The sequence below is a fragment of the Natronohydrobacter thiooxidans genome (assembly GCF_001884735.1).
Classification (GTDB): Bacteria; Pseudomonadota; Alphaproteobacteria; order Rhodobacterales; family Rhodobacteraceae; genus Roseinatronobacter; species Roseinatronobacter thiooxidans_A.
In genome coordinates this window covers 76,048-93,304 of record NZ_MJAP01000018.1, presented here as the reverse complement: position 1 = coordinate 93,304, position 17,257 = coordinate 76,048, and the positions used below count along the sequence as shown (strand labels likewise).

Here is a 17,257-nt window from a genome sequence, read left to right as displayed (position 1 = left end):
AGAATGAGTATTTCTGGCAAGAAAATGAACAAGGTGGGGCGGTGACAGATCGGGTGCCCGCGCATCAGATTGCCTATGCGCGGCTGCGCGACATGGTGCTTTTCGGGGAACTGGCACCGGGGGCGGCGGTGACCATCGAAGGGCTGGTGGCCAAGCTGGGGCTTGGCATGACCCCGGTGCGCGAGGCGATCCGGCGGCTGATCGCGGCAGGGGCGCTGGTGATGCAGGGCAACCGCCGCGTCTCGGTTCCGCGTCTGGACGCACGCGCGCTGAAGGATCTGGGCTATGCCCGGCGGATGGTCGAGACCGAACTGGCGCGGCAGGCGCTGCGCGCCAGCGATGCCGCGCTGATCGCGCAACTGCGCGCGATTGATCTGCGCCTTGATGCGGCAATCGCGGCGGGCGATATCCCGGCCTATCTGCGCGAGAATCACAGCTTCCATTTCACGCTCTATGCGCGGGCGGGGTCAGAGGTGCTCGAAGGCGTGGCCGCCGCGCTCTGGTTGCGCTTCGGCCCCTCGCTGCGCGTGGTCTGTCTGGGGCGGGGCGGCGACGGGGCCGATCACCACAGGCGCCTGCTGGCGGCACTGGCTGCACAGGATGAGGCGGGGCTGCTGGCCGCACTGGAAGATGATATCGCGCAAGGGGTCTCGAATATCCGCGCGGGGCTCGATGCCGGGCTTTACGCATAATTTGATCAAATTATCTTGACGGCGGGCGCGCAACCCCTATCCTGCGTGCAATTCCCGGATCTGGAGACCCGCCATGACGCTGACCAATATTGCGCCGACCGCTGAGTTGCAGGCGCTGGACGCCGCCCATCACATGCACCCGTTCACCGCCAATGGCGCGCTGGGCCAGAAGGGCGCGCGCATCATCGTGCGCGCCGAAGGGGTGCGGCTGACCGACAGCGAGGGCGCGGAACTGATCGACGGCATGGCCGGGCTCTGGTGCGTCAATATCGGCTATGGGCGGCATGAACTGGCCGAGGTCGCCGCACGGCAGATGCGTGAATTGCCCTATTACAACACGTTTTTCCAGACCAGCCATGTCCCCGCGCTGCAACTCGCCGCGCGTCTGGCCGAACTCGCACCGGGCGATCTGAATCATGTGTTCTTCGCGGGCTCCGGCTCCGAGGCGAATGATACGAACCTGCGCATGGTGCGGCACTACTGGGCGCTTAAGGGCCAGCCGCAGCGCCATATCGTGATCGCGCGCAAGAATGGCTATCACGGCTCGACCATGGGCGGCGGCTCGCTTGGCGGGATGGCCGCGATGCATGCACAGGGCGGGCTGCCCATTCCCGGCATTGTCCATATCGACCAGCCCTATTGGTGGGGCGAGGGCGGTGACATGACGCCCGAAGCCTTCGGTCTGGCCCGCGCGCGCGCGCTGGAGGAGAAGATCCTTGAACTGGGCGCCGAGAATGTCGCGGCTTTCATCGCCGAGCCGGTGCAGGGGGCAGGGGGTGTGATCATTCCGCCGGAAAGCTACTGGCCCGAGATCCAGCGCATCGTCGACAAATACGGCATCCTGCTGATCGCCGATGAGGTGATCACCGGGTTCGGGCGCACGGGCCATTGGTTCGCCTGCGAAGGCTATGGCATCCGCCCGCATATCATCACCATCGCCAAGGGCCTGTCCTCGGGCTATCAGCCCATCGGCGGCTCGATTGTCTGTGACGAGGTGGCGCGGACCATCGCGCAGGATGAGTTCAACCACGGCTATACCTATTCCGGCCATCCGGTCGCGGCGGCGGTGGCGCTGGAAAACCTGCGCATCATGGACGAAGAAGGTATCATTGACCGCGTGCGCCATGAGACCGCGCCCTATCTCGCGCAGGCCTGGGGGTCGCTCGCCGATCACCCGCTGGTGGGCGAGGCGGTCTCGCGCGGGCTGATGGCCAGCCTTGCGCTGACGCCCGACAAGGCCAGCCGCGCGCGTTTTGCCTCGGAACCCGGCACTGTGGGCTATATCTGCCGCGAATATTCCTTCGGCAATAATCTGGTCATGCGCCATGTCGGCGACCGCATGATCATTGCCCCGCCGCTGGTGATCACGCCTGCCGATATTGACGAGCTGGTCGCGCGGGCGCGCAAGACGCTCGATCAGACCTGGGCGCATCTGCAGCGCGAGGGGATGCTGAAAGCGGCTGCGTGATGCGCCTGCCGTCCGGTAGGGTGCGTGCTGCAGCACGCACCTTACGCAGGAGGCGCGCCCGCCTGACCGTGTGTCCGCATCCGCCCCTCGATCACCCCTGCCATGGCCATGCCCGCCCCCAGCGCCCATTTGCGCGGCAGCCAGAAACGCGGCGGTACGCGGCGGGTGATCGCGGGCGGGGCTGTGCTCTCGCCCATCAGCGCGCGGGCAGCGCGGCGCCCGCCTTCAGAGGCCGCCGCCACCCCGTTGCCATGCCAGCCCAGCGCGCAGAACAGCCCCTCTTCCCCCGGCACAGGGCCGATATAGGGCGCGAGCGAGGATGTCAGGCAGACCAGCCCGTTCCAGCCATAATCCGTTTCTGCCTTGGCAAAAGCGGGAAAGATCAGCTCGAACTCGGCCCGCGCGCGCCTGGCGAAATCCACGACCGGGCCGGGCCGGAAGGACAGCCCCCCGCGCGCCCCGAACATCAGCCGGTTATCGGGCAGCAGGCGGAAATAATGCAGCAGCATCCGTTTGTCATAGGCCATCAGCTGGCGCGTCCAGCCCTGTGCGTCCAGTTCCGCCTGCGTCAGCGGCCGCGTGACCATGATATTCGAGATCGCAGGCAGGATGCGCGCCTTCAGCCATGGCAGCAACCGCTCGTCGCTATAGCCATTCGTCGCCACCAGCACCTGCCGCGCGGTCACTGTGCCGCGCGCCGTCTCGACCCGCCAGCCCTGCGCGAGCGGATGCAAGCCCGTTGCGCGGCTCTCGCCATGAACCCGCACCCCGGCTGCCAGCGCCGCACGGGCAAGACCTGTAACATAGGCATAGGGGTGCAGCCCGAAGCCGTCGGGCGTATAGAGGCCACCCAGATAGGCCCCGGTATTCAGCCCCTCGGCGCGCAGCGCGGCCCGGTCCAGCAGCCGCGCCCCCTCGGGCAGCGGCGCGGCCTGCATCCGCGCCCAGGCGCGCGGACTGTCCGCGAGCAGCAATTCCCCCGGTTCCGTCACCTGCGCATCGATCCCGTGGCGCGCCAGATTATCCTCGACGCGGGCAATCGCCGCGCGCTCATAGCCCTCCCATTCCGCGACCGCCCCCGCACCGAAGCGCCGCGCGATAGTGCGCTCGGACAGGCGCGCGCCGCCCAGACAACAAAAGCCGCCATTGCGTCCCGATGCGCCCCAGCCGGGCTGTCCTGCCTCCAGCACCACCACATCCGCGCCATGCCGCTCCACCAGTTCCAGCGCCGCGTTCAGCCCGGCATAGCCTGCGCCGATGATCACCACATCGGTTTGCGCCGCGCCTTCCAGCGCGGGGCAGGGCGGCAGCGCGGCGCAGGAGGCGCGCCAGTAGCTGTCGGGCCAGTGCGTCGCGTCATATCCTTCGGCTTCGTAGAGCATCTGTTTTCCTGTCACCCTGCTTGGGCTATGCCTAAGCCATATCCTGCAAGAGGCAATCCCCATGGCACTTGAAGATGCCGCGCATGAAGTCGATACCGCCCTGACGCGCCCCCGGCGCAAGGGGCTGTCCTTCGAGAACACCTTTGGCGGGGCCACGAGTTTTCTGCGCCGCAGCTATACCAAGGATCTGGATGGCGTGGATCTGGCCGTCACCGGCGTCTGTTTCGATCAGGCCACGACCAATCGCAGCGGCGCGCGATTCGGCCCGCGCGCCCTGCGCGAGGCGAGCGCGCTGCAGACCTATGATCCGCCCTATGGCTGGGGGTTCGATCCGCTGTCTGATTTCGTGATCACGGATTACGGCGATATTGCCTATGATTACGGGCGTTTATGGGAGTTTCCCGAGCTTCTGCGCGCCCATATCACGACGATTCTCGATGCGGGGGCGGGATCGCTGACGCTGGGGGGCGATCATTCGATCACGTTGCCGATCCTGCGCGCCTATGCCGAGCGTTTCGGCCCGATGCGGGTGATCCAGTTCGACGCGCATTCCGATCTCTGGCCGGATGAAGACAGCGAACGCATGGATCACGGAACCTTCATGTATAAGGCGGTACGTTCGGGGATCGTGGATGCGGCCCATTCTGTCCAGATCGGGATTCGCACCGAATGTCCTGACTATCTAGGAGTGCATGTCATCGACGCCTTTGAAGTGCATGAGCTTGGGCCCAAAGCCGCAGCAGTGAAGGCACGCGAGATTGTGGGCGAGGGGCCGTGCTATATCAGCTTCGATATCGACGCGCTGGATCCGGGCTTTGCGCCGGGCACCGGCACGCCGGTCTGGAACGGGCTCACGCCCAATCAGGTGGCGGTGATGCTGCGCGCGCTGGACGGAATCGCGCTGAAAGGCGGTGATGTCGTCGAAGTGGCCCCAGCCTATGATGCGAGCGGGGCAACGGCGATCATGGGCGCGCATGTCGGGATGGAACTGATCTGCCTCTATTGCAAGGCATTGAAAGGACAGGGGAAATGATCAAGCTGCTGGGGCTTGCACTGGGGGTTCTGGCGCTGGCTGTGATGGCCTGGATCCGCCTTGCCCCGACAGATCCGGCGCGCTGGCATGAAGACCCGCGCCTTGTTGCGCGCCCCTCCAGCCCGAATTTTCACCTGATCCGCATGGTGGGCGGGGATGAGATGCCGCGCGTCTTCCAGATGCGCCCCGAGGCGCTGGCCGCGCGGGTGGATGCGGTGGCGCGCGCGGATGGGGCGGAGTTGATCGCGGGCTCGCTGGCCTCGGGTCATATGACCTATCTCAGCCGCACGCCCCTGATGGGCTTCCCGGATTACAGTTCGATCCTGATTGAACCGGCGGGCGAGGGGGCGATGCTGCTTGCTTTCGCCCGGTCGCGCTTTGGCCGTTCCGATCTGGGGGTGAACCGCGCCCGGATCACCCGCTGGATCGCGGCACTCAGCGACTGAGCGTGCAGCAGCCCGAGAGCATGGCCGAATCGGGTGCGGTCATCAGGCTGATCGCCAGCCCATAAGCGCGGTCGGACATGCCGTCACTGCATTGGGTGGGGTAGATGAAGCCCATTCCCGGCCCGCCAATCCCCGCAAATTGCAGCATCCGGCGCAGATCGCCTTCGATACCGCTATCCTGCGCCATCCAGATTTCCATGTCGCGGGCGGGGGTGTCGGGGGTGTCGAAATGCAACCGCCCGCCGGTATTCTGCGCGGACCAGAAGGGTTCGGTGCCCATGCAGAACAGCCCGTCGGGCAGGTTATAATGGTCGATATGCACCCCGCGCGCGGCCAGATAGGTCAGATTGACCCAGCCTGCTCTCTCGGCGGTGTTCACCTGCCCCCAGCTACCTGCGTCATTGATGGCGACCACCTCGACGGCCTGGGCATCGCGGGGCAGCGTGCCGATAATCTCGGCACTGGCGGAATCGCTGGCGCGGATATTGAGCACGTCACCCGCCGCGACGCCCGTCACATCATAGAGCTGCGGCAGGGGCTCGGCGGTCGCAGTCGTGCTGAAAAACATGGCGCAGATCAGCGCTAAGGCTTTGGCTTTCATGGATTCCTCCTCAAATCATCGTGCCACCACCCTAGGCCGGATTTCGCGGAGGCGTGATCAGGTTTTCGTGTGTTCCAGCGGCATCTCGGTGGTGAACTTGATTTCCTCCATCGACAGCAATGCGGTCACGTTATGGATGCTGACTTCGGAAATCAGCGCCTGATAGAAACGGTCATAGGCGCGGGCATTGGGGACGCGAACTTTCAGGATATAGTCAATATCGCCCGCAAGCCGGTGGGCTTCCATGACTTCGGGGCGGGCGCGGACGGCATGGAGGAAACGCGCCTGCCAGTCCTTCTCATGCGCCGAAGTGCGGACCAGAACGAAAAAACAGGCTTCCAGACCAAGGGCTTCGGGGTCCAGAAGCACTGTGTCGCGGGTGATCACGCCCAGTTTGCGCAGCTTGCGGATGCGGTTCCAGACCGGGGTCTTGCTGGAATTGACCTTTTGCGCAATGTCATCGAGCGACTGGCTGGCATCCTGCTGCAACTCGGCAAGGATGCGCCGGTCGAGATCATCTAGTCCTGAGGCCATGTGAATTACTCCGTTGATCCGGAGGGAAAACTAGAACAATTTTCCAATCTGTACAATGACATACCGCGCAAGTGGAAATCTGTTCCAGTGGCGCTGTTTTCGGGCCGGTGGCGGGCTTGATCTTGACCTCGGTCAAAGCGTATGGGCGGGGGGCCGGATAGTCCTGCGACCGGGTCTGAGCGGACCTGATATCTGTTGAACCGAAAGCCGGAACCCGATGACCGAGACGAGTGTCACCCCGCCGAAAGCCACCCCCACGCTGCCCGATGCGCAGGTGGTCACAAGCGTAACCCATTATACCGACAGGCTTTTTGCCTTTCGCTGCTCGCGCCCGCAAAGCCTGCGCTTCCGCTCGGGCGAGTTCGTGATGATCGGGCTGATGGGCGATAATGGCAAGCCAGTTTTGCGAGCTTATTCAATAGCTTCGCCGTCATGGGACGAGGAGTTGGAATTCTATTCCATCAAAGTGCCGGATGGCCCGCTGACCTCGCGCCTGCAGCATATCCAGCCCGGCGACCCCATCATCTTGCGGCCAAAACCGGTCGGAACGCTAGTGCTTGATGCGCTGCTGCCCGGCAAGCGGCTGTGGATGCTGGCCACCGGAACCGGGATTGCGCCCTTTGCCTCGCTCTTGCGCGACCCGGAAACCTGGGAGAAATATCAACAGGTTATCGTCATGCATACCTGCCGCGAGGCGGCGGAACTGACCTATGGCAGAAACCTGATCGAGGCGCTGCCGGAGGATCCGCTGATCGGGGAACTGGTCGAGGGCAAGCTCTTGTATTACCCGGCGACGACGCGCGAGCCGAGTGCGAATATGGGAAGAGTGACCGATAACCTGTTGTCCGGCAAGGTTTTCTCTGATCTGGGCATCCCGCCGCTGGATCCGGCGATTGACCGGGCGATGGTCTGCGGATCGCTGGATTTCAACTTGGATATCAAGAAGATACTGGAAGAAGCGGGCCTGCGCGAAGGGGCGAACTCTGCCCCCGCAGAATATGTGGTGGAAAAGGCTTTCGTCGACTAGATGTTGATTTGAAAAAGCCTTTCATCAGGTGAAAAAAACCCGCGTCTGTCGCGGGGTTCTTTTTTCATCCGCTGAAAGCTGATTTTGACAGGCGAAAATTACCGGAGCGCGCGGCGTTGCCGGGCGGGAAGAACAGAGAATCGCCCCGTTAATCATCGGGATTCAAGGTGAACAGATCGTATCGATGCCGCCTCGGGGCAATCCGTGGGGCTTGGTGTTGCGGATATTCCCGGCGTCAAGAAGCGCCCGCTCATGGCCCGCCCGCCCTCCCTTGCCATTCGCGGGCGCTGCCCGGCGGTGCCGGGCGGGAAGTAGGGCGAAGGTGGTGCATTGTCGGTGTCTCCCCCTTGTGCGCCTCGTCCCGCTGCGCGGCATCTTTTCCGCCCTCGACAGCGCGGCTTGGTGCCGCATGGGGGGAGAGGAGAGGGAAGCGCCGGGCCTTGCGGCCCGTTGCCACTCAGTGAGAGTATTTTCGGCAAGATGAAGGCAGGGCGGGTGAAAGCGGGCTGTGGCGCAGGCTGATCGGGAAGGGCGCTCGCGCGCCCAAAGCAAAAGGGCAGACCGCAAACCGGTCTGCCCCCTCAAATCCAGCGCAAAGCTGAAGCCTCAGCCCGCCGCCATCTGGTTGTGCTTGCGCGCCACGAATTCTTTCGCAGTCTCAACGGCAACAGCAGCGTCGCGGCAATAGGCGTCGGCGCCGATAGCGCGGCCGAATTCCTCGTTCAGCGGCGCACCGCCCACCAGCACGATATAATCGTCGCGCTTGCCCTGGGCGATCAGCGTGTCGATCACGACTTTCATATAGGGCATGGTCGTGGTCAGCAGCGCGGACATGCCGAGGATATCGGGCTGCTCAGACTCGAGCGCTTCGAGATAGGCTTCAACCGCGTTGTTGATGCCGAGATCGACCACTTCGAACCCGGCGCCTTCCATCATCATCGCGACAAGGTTCTTGCCGATATCGTGGATATCGCCCTTGACGGTGCCGATGACCATCTTGCCCATGCGGGGCGCACCGGTTTCGACCAGCAGGGGCTTGAGGATCGCCATGCCCGCTTTCATCGCATTGGCGGCCAGCAGCACTTCGGGCACGAACAGGATGCCGTCGCGGAAATCGTGGCCGACAATGGTCATGCCTGCGACCAGCGCCTTGGTCAGGATGTCGTAAGGGGTCCAGCCGCGTTCGAGCAGGATGTTCACACCCTCTTCGATCTCGTCTTTCATCCCGTCATAGAGATCGTCCATCATCTGTTCGACGAGTTCGTCATCGGCGAGTTCGGAGAGGATGATTTCTTCTTCGTCGGACATGGCGCTTTCCTTCACGGCCAGACCCCGGATGCGGGGATACTCAGGTCTATCTTGTGCTTTGGTTCAGATTGCGGATCGGGACTTTTCCAATTGCGACATGGGCCAGCTTTGCCGCGACTTCTAGCTCTCGCTGCGGCGTCTGCCGCCCGTGCGGGGGCGGCGCGAGACCGGGCCTGCGCCATCGGCTTCGGTGCCGTCCACGGCGGAGGAGAAGCCGCCCAAAGCCGATTTGATCTGATCGAGCGAAGGGCGGGGGCCGGGGGCGCGGCTTTCCAGCGCCGCGCGCATGGAGCGCAGATGTTCGGGCATGGTGCCGCAGCAGCCGCCGATGATGCGCGCGCCGCAATCGCGGGCGAGCACGGCATAATCGGCCATCAGCGCAGGCGTGCCGTCGTAATGGATATGCCCGTCATGGTATTTCGGGATCCCGGCATTGCCCTTGGCGATGATCGGCAGGTCCGTGCCTGCCTCGACAAAACCCAGCACGGTGCGCAGGAGATCCGAGGCGCCGACGCCGCAATTCGCGCCGAAGGCGAGCGGCTTGTGTTTCAGCTTGCCCACCATCTGCGCCATGGCAGCAGAGGTGACGCCCATCATGGTGCGCCCGGCAGTGTCGAAACTCATGGTGCCGCACCAGGGCATGCCAGCGAGCGCTGCGGCCTCGGCGGCAGCCTTGTATTCTTCGGGGGCGGAGATGGTCTCGACCCAGAGCACATCGGCGCCGCCCGCTTTCAGCCCTTCGGCCTGTTCATGGAACATCTCGACCGCGAGTTCATGGGTGAGCGCGCCCATCGGCGCCATGATCTCGCCGGTGGGGCCGACCGAGCCTGCGACGATGACCGGGCGGCCCGCGCTATCGGCCACTTCGCGGCCCAGTTCGGCACCAAGGCGGTTCAGCTCATGGACGCGGGATTGGGCGTTGTGCAGTTTCAGGCGGCTGGCATTGCCGCCGAAAGTGTTGGTCAGGAAGAGATCCGACCCGGCATTGACCGCGCCGCGATAGAGGGTGCGGATTTTTTCGGGCTCGTCGGCGTTCCAGAGTTCCGGCGCATCGCCCGAGGCCAGACCCATGTTGAAAAGATTGGTGCCTGTCGCCCCATCGGCCAGAATCCAGTCCCGGCTGGCCAGCATTTTCGTCAATGCGTCGCTCATTCCTGCGCCTTTCCCATGCTGTCCCACCCCCGACTCGCGCGGGCGGGGTTTTGTTCCCCCTCGCATAGTCCGGGCGATGAGGCAAATTCATATTGCGCATGAGGATGATGAGGCCGGTTCACTTGCGGCGCAGGAACCGGCGCTCTGGTCCGGGGCGGGCGGCAGGGGCTGCCCTGGGTTCCGGGGTCTCGGGGCTGCGTTCGGGGGCTGTGTTCGGGAGCTGCGGATCAGCCTTCGGCCAGCTCGGCCTTGGCCTCGGTCAGGAACTCGGCCATCTTCGCGCGGATCGTGGCTTCATCGGCCACCCCTGCCAGATCGGCCATGACCTTGCGCACCACATCCTCATGGCCCGCTTCCTCGAAATCGGCGCGGATCACTTCCATCGCATAGGCCTCGACGCCGGAACCGGTCTTGCCCAGAAGGGTGCCTGCCCAGAGGCCCAGCTTCTTGTTGCGCCGCGCGATGGCCTTGAACACCATTTCCTGATCATGGGCAAATTTATTCTCGAAAGCGCGTTCGCGGTCCTGGAATGTGGTCATGTCTGGCCTCTTTCTGGTGGTCGGGATGTTGATCAAGATATGGCTTCTCGCGTGCGGGCCCGCAAGGACAAAACCGGGGGCGGCTGCGCAAACAGGCTGCCTTGCCCTGAAAGCACAGAGCGGCTATAGGGCAGCGAGACACGCCGCGAACCCCGATCAGCACTGGAGAAGATGAATGGCACGCCGCACCAAGGTCTATGAGGGCAAGGCCAAGATTCTCTATGAAGGCCCCGAGCCGGGCACGCTGGTGCAGTATTTCAAGGATGATGCCACCGCCTTCAATGCCGAGAAGCGCGATGTGATCGAGGGCAAGGGGGTGCTCAACAACTTCCTGTCCGAGTTCGTGATGAACGGGCTGAACCAGATCGGGGTGCCCACGCATTTCATCCGCCGCATCAATATGCGCGAGCAGCTGATCCGCGCGGTCGAGATCATTCCGCTGGAAGTGGTGGTGCGCAATATCGCCGCAGGCTCGATGTCGAAGCGGCTGGGGATCGAGGAGGGCACACAACTGCCGCGCCCGATCATCGAATTTTACTACAAGGATGACGCGCTGGGTGATCCGCTGGTGACAGAGGATCAGATTCTGGCCTTCAACTGGGCGAGCCATCAGGATCTGGATGATATCGTCGCGCTTGCCGTTCGGGTGAATGATTTCCTGTCGGGGATCATGCTGGCGGTCGGTATCAGGCTGGTGGATTTCAAGATCGAGATCGGGCGTCAGTTCGACGGCGATATGCAGCGGCTGGTCGTGGCCGATGAGATCAGCCCCGACAGTTGCCGCCTGTGGGATATCAAGACCGGGCAGAAGCTGGACAAGGATGTGTTCCGCCGCGATCTGGGCAATCTGACTGATGCCTATTCCGAAGTGGCGCGGCGTCTGGGGGTGATGCCCAAATCGCCCACCCCGATCACCCGTCCGAAACTGATGAACTGAGAGGCGCGTTTGGCCATGAAATACCGTGTATTTGTCACGCTGAAAGCCGGGGTTCTGGATCCGCAGGGCGAGGCGATCCGGCATGCGCTGGGCGCGCTGGGGTTTGAGGGCGTGAATTCGGTCCGTCAGGGCAAGATGATTGAACTCGATCTGGCTGAGACGGATGCCGCCCGCGCCGAAGCGGCGGCACAGCAGATGTGCGAGAAGCTCTTGGCGAATACGGTGATCGAGAGCTACCGCGTCGAGCCTGCCTGAGCCGCAACTGGCCGATTGACGCGGGTCGCAGCGCGGGGCAGCATCTTTCCTGAACATGTGCAGGGAGGGTGTGATGCGCGCCGCAGTTCTGAGAGAGTACCGCAAGGATCTGAGCATCGAGCAGGTGGCTGACCCTGCTTGCGAGGAAGATGGCGTCGTGCTGCGCACGCTCGCTTGCGGGATCTGCCGGTCGGACTGGCATGGCTGGATCGGCCATCATCCGCGGGTCAAACCGGGGCAGATACCGGGGCATGAATATTGCGGCGAAGTGGTCGAGGCGGGGCCGCGCGCGGGCTGGAAACCGGGCGATCTGGTGATCGCACCCTTCATTCTGGCCTGTGGTTCCTGCCCGGCCTGCCGCTCGGGCGTCTCGAATACCTGCCCCGACCAGCGCCTGCCGGGATTTGCGGAACCCGGAGCATTCGCCGAATATATCGCTGTCGCGCATGCGCATAATCTGGCACGGCTGCCCGAGGGCATGTCGCCGGTGCTGGCCGCGGGTCTGGGCTGCCGGGTGACGACCGCCTTTCACGCGCTGACCGACCGGGCCAATCTGCGCCCCGGTGAATGGCTGGCGGTGCATGGCACTGGCGGGATCGGGCTTGCCACGCTGCTTCTGGGCCGGGCGCTGGGGGCGCGGGTGATCGCGGTCGATGTGGTGCCCGAGAAGCTGGAGCATGCTCTGGCGCTGGGGGCAGAGGCGGCGCTGGATGCGCGCGCGGGCGATGTGTCTGAGGCGATTCGCGATCTGACCGGCGGCGGCGCGCATGTCTCGGTCGAGGCGCTGGGGATTGCGCAGACCACCAATGCCTCCTTGCGCTGTCTGCGGGCGCTGGGGCGGCATGTGCAGGTCGGTCTGCCCTCGGGGCCGCATGCGCAGATGGAGATCGATATGAGCGTGATCTATCAGAAGAATCTGGCGCTTTTCGGCACGCGGGGAATGCCTGCGCATAAATACCCCTCGCTTTTGGGGATGATTCAAGCGGGGCTGGTGGATTTCACGCCGATGATCGCGCGCGAGGTGGGGCTGTCAAAGGCGGGGGCGGAACTGGCGCTGTTTGACGGGCCGATGGCGCCGGGGGTGGCGGTGATCGCGGATTTCAAAGGGTGAAGAGGGGGGCGCTGCCCCCCGGCCGCCTGCGGCGGCGCCCCCCGGAGTATTTGCGGCAAGAAAATGAGGGTTGGGTCTGGGGCTGAACCCTGTTCGGGGCTTGCTGGCGGCGGGGTTGGTGGGCGGCGCGCGGCGCTCTGGAGAGGGTGGGGGCGCTGCCCCCGTCGCCTGTGGCGTCGCCTGTGGCGACCCCCCGGAGTATTTTGCGGCAAGAAAATGGGCGGTTGGCGCCGGGGCTCAAGCCTGCGGGGCCGGTGGAGGGCGCGGCGCTCTGGATTTGAGCGCGGGAGTGGTGGGGGGCGCTGCCCCTCGTCGTCAGCAGTGCCTTCCTGCGGAGTATTTGGGGCAGGATGAAGCGCTGGGCTTGGGCTGGAGCCTGCGAGGGGCTTGACGGCGGCGGGCGTGGCGGATGGCGGACGCGCTGGACATCTGCGGGGTTGGGGGCGCTGCCCCCGTCGCCTGTGGCGTCGCCTGCGGCGACCCCCCGGAGTATTTGCAGCAAGAAAATGGACGGTTGGGGCGGGGCGGAAGCCTGCGGGGCCGGTTGGGGGCTGTCCTCCGTCGCCTCTGCGGCGTATTGGGCCGGATGAAAGGCGGGCGCGCGCGATCAGAGCGCGCGCAGCGGGGGCTCGCGCCGGTTTTCGCTTTGCAGCGGCGGTGCTTTCGCGCTATGGGCTGCGCGACAATCCTCATGACCGGAGTGCCGCGCGATGAAAGCTGCTGTCATTACCTTTCCCGGATCGAATTGCGACCGCGATCTGGCCACGGCTTTCGAGCAGGCCGGGGCCGAGGTGGTGCGGGTCTGGCACAAGGATACCAGCCTGCCCGAGGGCACCGATATCGTGGGGGTTCCGGGGGGATTCAGCTTTGGCGATTATCTGCGCTGCGGGGCGATTGCGGCACGCTCGCCCATCGGCAAGGCCGTGGTGGATCATGCGGGCCGGGGCGGGCATGTGCTGGGCATTTGCAACGGGTTTCAGGTGCTGGTGGAGATGGGGCTTCTGCCCGGTGCGCTGTTGCGCAATGCCAATCTGAAATATATCTGCCGCACGGTGGGGCTGCGGGTCGAGACCAGCGAGAGTGCCTTCACCTCTGGCTATGCGACCGGGGCCGAATTGCAGGTGCCGATTGCGCATCATGACGGCAATTACATGGCCGATCCCGAAGTGCTGGCGCGGCTGGAAGGCGAGGGGCGGGTGGCGTTTCGCTATCTCGCCAATCCCAATGGCTCGATGCATGATATTGCAGGCGTCCTGTCGGAGAACCGCCGGGTGCTGGGGATGATGCCGCATCCCGAGCGCGCTTTCGCGCCCCTGCACGGGAGTGCCGACGGGCGGGCGATGTTTGACGGGCTGATGAGCGCCTTTGCGCCCGCCTGATCTGCGCGGGAGTGCGGAAGGCTTGAGCGGTCCTGGCAATGGGCCTATCCTGCTGCCCATGGTCGGACCGCCTGAACTTGACAATCGCCGCGCCAGTATTCTGGGCATTCCCCTCTGGGGGCGGATGGTGGTTGCCGCGCTGGTGGTGGTGGCGCTGGTCAGCGCGTGGTTTCTCAATGCGTTTCTGGCCGACCGGCTGGTGGAATCGACGCGCAACCGCGCGGAATTGCGGCTGGTGCTCTATTCCGGGAATATCCAGTCGGAATTGCAGCGCAATTCCGTGGTGCCGCTTTTGCTGGCGCGCGATCCGGAGCTGATCGCGGCGCTGCGCGAGGGCAGTTTTGCCACCACCTCGCAGCGGCTGATTGATCTGCAATCGGAGATTGGCGCGGCCTCGATCGAATTGCTCGACAATGGCGGGCGGGTGGTGGCGGCGACGGATCGCAATCAGCTGGGCAAGAACCGCAGCAGCGAGCCTACTTTTGTCGAGGCACGGCGGGCCTCTGACACCGCCTTTCTGGTGCAGGATCTGGAGAGCGGGGGGTTCGGGTTTTCGTTCTCGCGCTCGGTGCGGCAGGGCAATGAGGTGATCGGCGTTGTGGTCGTGGGCGCGGATCTGTCCAAATTCGAGCGCAGCTGGGCGGGGTTTGCGGATGCTGTGGCGCTGATGGATTCGAGCGGGCGGATCATCCTTGCGACCGAGCCGCGCTGGCGGGGGCGGACGCTCGACGAGGCACTGGCGCTGCGCGATGCGCCCTCGGCGATTGCACGGGCGCTGCGCGCCACGGCGGATTGGGCGCAGACGCCGCCCGACGCTTTCGTGCGCGGCGAGGCGGTGCTGCGGTCAGAAGTGCGGGTGCCGTTCCGGGGCTGGCGGCTGGTGAGTTTCACGCGCTACGATTCGGTGCGCGAAAGCGTGAACGGGGCGCTCGCGCTTCTGCTCACGGGGTTTGCGCTGCTGCTGGCGCTGGTTTTCTATATCCTCAGCCGCAGGGCCTGGTCGCAATCGGCGGTGTTTCAGCAGGAATCGGATGATCTGCGGGCGCTGAATGCGCGGCTGCAGCGCGAGATCGCGGCGCGGGTGCGGATGCAGAAGGATCTGGCGGTGGCGGAACAGACGCTGGCGCAATCGGCGAAACTGGCGTCTTTGGGCGAAATGTCGGCCTCGGTCAGCCATGAGCTGAACCAGCCTTTGGCGGCGATGAAAACCTATCTGGCCGGGGCGCGGCTTTTGTTGCGCGCGCGGCGCTCTGAGGAGGCTTTGGCCTCGTTCCAGCGGATTGATGATCTGATCGACCGGATGGGCAGTATCGCGCGGACGCTGAAATCCTTTGCGCGCAAGGGCGGCGAGGCTTTCGCGCCGATTGATCTGCGCACCTGTCTGGCCGATGCGCTGACGATGATGGAGCCGATGCTGCGCGACAGCCGGGTGCTGGTGGTGCGCACGGTCCCGCCGGAGCCGGTGATCATCTTAGGCGATACCGTGCGGGTGGAGCAGGTGATCCTGAATCTGGTGCGCAATGCCGTGGATGCGACCCAGGGCACGAACAGCCCGCAGATTGACATCATCATCAGTCAGGGCGAGATGGCCAAGCTGACCGTGCGCGACAATGGCCACGGGATCGCCGATATCGACAGCATGTTCGAGCCGTTCTACACCACCAAGCCTGCGGGCAAGGGGGTAGGGCTGGGGCTTGCGATCTCATCCGGGATCGTCAAGGACCATGGCGGACGGCTGACGGCCGTGAATGCGCCCGAGGGCGGCGCGCTGTTCGAGGCCGAGTTTCCGCGCTACGGGATGCAGCAAAATGCTGCCGAGTAACGCGGTTTTGCGCCGGGTTCTCTTGTTCCCGGACCCGTTTTCGGACCTAAGACGCCAAAATCATTCGGAGGAAGCCCCGTCATGAGCCGTCAGATGCGCGTTGCGATTGTCGATGATGAACAGGATATGCGTCAGTCGATCAGCCAGTGGCTGGCGCTTTCCGGGTTCACGACCGAGACCTATGCCGATGGGCAGGAAGCCCTGGCCGGGATCGGCGCGGATTTTCCCGGTGTGGTGATCACCGATATCCGCATGCCGAATGTGGACGGGATGACGCTCTTGAAAAAGCTGGTGGCGCTGGACAGCACCATCCCGGTGATCATGATCACCGGGCATGGCGATGTGCCGATTGCGGTCGAGGCGATGCGGCTTGGCGCGTTTGACTTCCTCGAAAAGCCGTTCAATCCCGAAAAGATGATGGCGCTGGCCGAAAAGGCGGTGAAGAAGCGCTCGCTCGCGCTGGAGGCGCGCGCGCTGCGCAGCGAATTGTCGGATGGCAGCACGATCATGAAGCGGCTGGTCGGCGCCTCGGAGGTGATGCAGCGGCTGCGCGAGGAGATCCTCGATATCGGCCAGGCGGACGGGCATGTGCTGATCGATGGCGAGACCGGCACCGGCAAGACGCTGGTCGCGCATGCGCTGCATGCGGTGGGCATGCGGGCGGGGCGCAAGCTGGTGACGATCAGCTGCGCCGGGCTTGCGGATGATGCGCTGAGCGCGCGGCTCTTTGGTCCGGTGGAGGATATGGTCGGCAAGCCCCTGATCGAGGAGGCGCGCGGGGGCACGCTGGTGCTGGAAGATATCGAGAGCCTGTCCGAGGCGATGCAGGCGCGGGTCCTGGGGCTGATCAACGAGCTGGGCACGCCGCCCGAGACGCGGATCGTGGCGGTCTGCAACACGCATCGCGCGGGGCAGACCATCGAGGATGCGCTGCGCCCCGATCTCTATTACCGGATCTGCGCACATAAGATCACGCTGCCACCGCTGCGGATGCGGGGCGAGGATATTCTGGCGCTGTTCACGACCTATCTGGGCCAGTTCGCCGAGGAATATGGCTGTGCCACGCCTGCCGTCTCGATGCCCGAAGCGGCGCAACTGTTGCAGGCGCCCTGGCCGGGGAATGTGCGCCAGCTGGTCAATATCGCCGAGCGGGCCGTGCTGCAGAGCCGCCGCGAAGAAGGCGCGCTGATGTCGCTGATCATGGCCGATAACGAGGCTACGAATGAGGCTCTGACGACCGAGGGCAAGCCGCTGAAAGAGCATGTCGAGGCGTTTGAGCGGATGCTGATCGACAATACGATGCGCCGCCACAAAGGGTCCATTACGGCAGTGATGGAAGAGTTGCGCCTGCCGCGCCGGACGCTGAACGAGAAGATGGCGAAATACGGGCTGGTGCGCGGCGATTACGTCTGAGGGCTGTGCTTGGCCGGAGCCGGAAAAAGAGGGGGGGCGCTGCCCCCCCCGTAGCCAATCGGTTCTTGAACCGATGGCGAACACGATCGACTACCCCCCGGAGTATTTTTTGCAAGAAAATGAGGCGGGGGGCGTGCCGTCACGCCTGTCTGAGTATT

Annotated in this window: 17 protein-coding genes; 11 read left to right on the top strand and 6 right to left on the bottom strand. The window is 64.4% G+C overall.

Annotated elements, in window-relative coordinates; all coding sequences use genetic code 11:
* The first annotated feature begins 41 nt into the window (after window positions 1-41).
* Both BG457_RS11490 and BG457_RS11485 read left to right on the top strand, forming a co-directional pair.
* A complete protein-coding gene (locus tag BG457_RS11490; RefSeq protein WP_071797291.1) occupies window positions 42-692 on the top strand; it encodes a GntR family transcriptional regulator in 651 nt (216 codons plus the stop codon).
* A gap of 73 nt (window positions 693-765) precedes the next feature.
* On the top strand, window positions 766-2,160 hold the full coding sequence (locus BG457_RS11485; protein ID WP_071797290.1) for an aspartate aminotransferase family protein: 1,395 nt from the start codon (window positions 766-768) through the stop codon (window positions 2,158-2,160).
* Window positions 2,161-2,201: 41 nt separating this feature from the next.
* Here the strand turns inward: BG457_RS11485 and BG457_RS11480 are convergent, their stop codons facing one another.
* Window positions 2,202-3,542, bottom strand: coding sequence for an NAD(P)/FAD-dependent oxidoreductase (locus BG457_RS11480; protein WP_071797289.1), 1,341 nt, complete (start codon window positions 3,540-3,542; stop codon window positions 2,202-2,204).
* Window positions 3,543-3,603: 61 nt separating this feature from the next.
* Between BG457_RS11480 and speB the strand changes: the two genes are divergently transcribed.
* Together speB and BG457_RS11470 are read left to right on the top strand one after the other, a co-directional pair.
* On the top strand, window positions 3,604-4,575 hold the full coding sequence (gene speB / locus BG457_RS11475; protein ID WP_071797288.1) for an agmatinase: 972 nt from the start codon (window positions 3,604-3,606) through the stop codon (window positions 4,573-4,575).
* Complete coding sequence (locus BG457_RS11470; RefSeq protein ID WP_071797287.1) at window positions 4,572-5,021, top strand: DUF1499 domain-containing protein; 450 nt, start codon at window positions 4,572-4,574, stop codon at window positions 5,019-5,021. Before speB ends, BG457_RS11470 begins: the two co-directional genes overlap by 4 nt.
* Here BG457_RS11470 and BG457_RS11465 read toward each other — a convergent pair.
* Together BG457_RS11465 and BG457_RS11460 are read right to left on the bottom strand one after the other, a co-directional pair.
* Window positions 5,011-5,622: a COG3650 family protein gene (locus BG457_RS11465; RefSeq protein ID WP_071797286.1), complete on the bottom strand. Its 612-nt coding sequence runs from the start codon at window positions 5,620-5,622 to the stop codon at window positions 5,011-5,013. The two genes, BG457_RS11470 and BG457_RS11465, sit on opposite strands and share 11 nt — an antisense overlap.
* A 57-nt stretch (window positions 5,623-5,679) precedes the next feature.
* The gene (locus tag BG457_RS11460) at window positions 5,680-6,156 is read right to left on the bottom strand and encodes an Lrp/AsnC family transcriptional regulator (RefSeq protein WP_071797285.1); all 477 of its coding nucleotides are present in this window, start codon (window positions 6,154-6,156) and stop codon (window positions 5,680-5,682) included.
* Window positions 6,157-6,373: 217 nt separating this feature from the next.
* Here BG457_RS11460 and BG457_RS11455 point away from each other — a divergent pair, with 217 nt between their 5' ends.
* Complete coding sequence (locus tag BG457_RS11455) at window positions 6,374-7,183, top strand: ferredoxin--NADP reductase (RefSeq protein ID WP_071797284.1); 810 nt, start codon at window positions 6,374-6,376, stop codon at window positions 7,181-7,183.
* A gap of 606 nt (window positions 7,184-7,789) precedes the next feature.
* Here the strand turns inward: BG457_RS11455 and BG457_RS11450 are convergent.
* The 3 genes from BG457_RS11450 to BG457_RS11440 form a co-directional block, all read right to left on the bottom strand.
* Window positions 7,790-8,491 (bottom strand): corrinoid protein, encoded by a 702-nt coding sequence (locus tag BG457_RS11450; RefSeq protein WP_071797283.1) that lies wholly within the window; start codon window positions 8,489-8,491, stop codon window positions 7,790-7,792.
* Window positions 8,492-8,611: 120 nt separating this feature from the next.
* Window positions 8,612-9,643, bottom strand: coding sequence for a betaine--homocysteine S-methyltransferase (gene bmt, locus BG457_RS11445; protein WP_071797282.1), 1,032 nt, complete (start codon window positions 9,641-9,643; stop codon window positions 8,612-8,614).
* A 227-nt stretch (window positions 9,644-9,870) separates the two neighbouring features.
* Window positions 9,871-10,182, bottom strand: coding sequence for a DUF1476 domain-containing protein (locus BG457_RS11440; protein ID WP_071797281.1), 312 nt, complete (start codon window positions 10,180-10,182; stop codon window positions 9,871-9,873).
* Window positions 10,183-10,357: 175 nt separating this feature from the next.
* Here BG457_RS11440 and purC point away from each other — a divergent pair, with 175 nt between their 5' ends.
* The 6 genes from purC to BG457_RS11410 all read left to right on the top strand — a co-directional run bounded on the left by purC (window position 10,358) and on the right by BG457_RS11410 (window position 17,099).
* The gene (purC, locus tag BG457_RS11435; RefSeq protein WP_071797280.1) at window positions 10,358-11,119 is read left to right on the top strand and encodes a phosphoribosylaminoimidazolesuccinocarboxamide synthase; all 762 of its coding nucleotides are present in this window, start codon (window positions 10,358-10,360) and stop codon (window positions 11,117-11,119) included.
* Window positions 11,120-11,134: 15 nt separating this feature from the next.
* A complete protein-coding gene (purS, locus tag BG457_RS11430; RefSeq protein ID WP_071797279.1) occupies window positions 11,135-11,374 on the top strand; it encodes a phosphoribosylformylglycinamidine synthase subunit PurS in 240 nt (79 codons plus the stop codon).
* A gap of 73 nt (window positions 11,375-11,447) precedes the next feature.
* Window positions 11,448-12,485: a zinc-binding dehydrogenase gene (locus BG457_RS11425; protein ID WP_071797278.1), complete on the top strand. Its 1,038-nt coding sequence runs from the start codon at window positions 11,448-11,450 to the stop codon at window positions 12,483-12,485.
* 710 nt (window positions 12,486-13,195) lie between these two features.
* Complete coding sequence (gene purQ / locus BG457_RS11420) at window positions 13,196-13,864, top strand: phosphoribosylformylglycinamidine synthase subunit PurQ (protein ID WP_071797277.1); 669 nt, start codon at window positions 13,196-13,198, stop codon at window positions 13,862-13,864.
* Between the two features lie 124 nt (window positions 13,865-13,988).
* Complete coding sequence (locus tag BG457_RS11415) at window positions 13,989-15,686, top strand: sensor histidine kinase (protein ID WP_245770993.1); 1,698 nt, start codon at window positions 13,989-13,991, stop codon at window positions 15,684-15,686.
* Between the two features lie 81 nt (window positions 15,687-15,767).
* On the top strand, window positions 15,768-17,099 hold the full coding sequence (locus tag BG457_RS11410) for a sigma-54-dependent transcriptional regulator (RefSeq protein WP_071797276.1): 1,332 nt from the start codon (window positions 15,768-15,770) through the stop codon (window positions 17,097-17,099).
* Window positions 17,100-17,257: the final 158 nt, after the last annotated feature.

Bases quoted from the DNA above. Each gene is read 5' to 3' on its own strand.
- BG457_RS11485 (WP_071797290.1), top strand. From the start codon at position 766: ATGACGCTGACCAATATTGCGCCGACCGCTGAGTTGCAGGCGCTGGAC.
- BG457_RS11480 (WP_071797289.1), bottom strand. From the start codon at position 3,542: ATGCTCTACGAAGCCGAAGGATATGACGCGACGCACTGGCCCGACAGC.
- speB (WP_071797288.1), top strand. From the start codon at position 3,604: ATGGCACTTGAAGATGCCGCGCATGAAGTCGATACCGCCCTGACGCGC.
- BG457_RS11470 (WP_071797287.1), top strand. From the start codon at position 4,572: ATGATCAAGCTGCTGGGGCTTGCACTGGGGGTTCTGGCGCTGGCTGTG.
- BG457_RS11465 (WP_071797286.1), bottom strand. From the start codon at position 5,622: ATGAAAGCCAAAGCCTTAGCGCTGATCTGCGCCATGTTTTTCAGCACG.
- BG457_RS11460 (WP_071797285.1), bottom strand. From the start codon at position 6,156: ATGGCCTCAGGACTAGATGATCTCGACCGGCGCATCCTTGCCGAGTTG.
- BG457_RS11455 (WP_071797284.1), top strand. From the start codon at position 6,374: ATGACCGAGACGAGTGTCACCCCGCCGAAAGCCACCCCCACGCTGCCC.
- BG457_RS11450 (WP_071797283.1), bottom strand. From the start codon at position 8,491: ATGTCCGACGAAGAAGAAATCATCCTCTCCGAACTCGCCGATGACGAA.
- bmt (WP_071797282.1), bottom strand. From the start codon at position 9,643: ATGAGCGACGCATTGACGAAAATGCTGGCCAGCCGGGACTGGATTCTG.
- BG457_RS11440 (WP_071797281.1), bottom strand. From the start codon at position 10,182: ATGACCACATTCCAGGACCGCGAACGCGCTTTCGAGAATAAATTTGCC.
- purC (WP_071797280.1), top strand. From the start codon at position 10,358: ATGGCACGCCGCACCAAGGTCTATGAGGGCAAGGCCAAGATTCTCTAT.
- purS (WP_071797279.1), top strand. From the start codon at position 11,135: ATGAAATACCGTGTATTTGTCACGCTGAAAGCCGGGGTTCTGGATCCG.
- BG457_RS11425 (WP_071797278.1), top strand. From the start codon at position 11,448: ATGCGCGCCGCAGTTCTGAGAGAGTACCGCAAGGATCTGAGCATCGAG.
- purQ (WP_071797277.1), top strand. From the start codon at position 13,196: ATGAAAGCTGCTGTCATTACCTTTCCCGGATCGAATTGCGACCGCGAT.
- BG457_RS11415 (WP_245770993.1), top strand. From the start codon at position 13,989: ATGGTGGTTGCCGCGCTGGTGGTGGTGGCGCTGGTCAGCGCGTGGTTT.
- BG457_RS11410 (WP_071797276.1), top strand. From the start codon at position 15,768: ATGAGCCGTCAGATGCGCGTTGCGATTGTCGATGATGAACAGGATATG.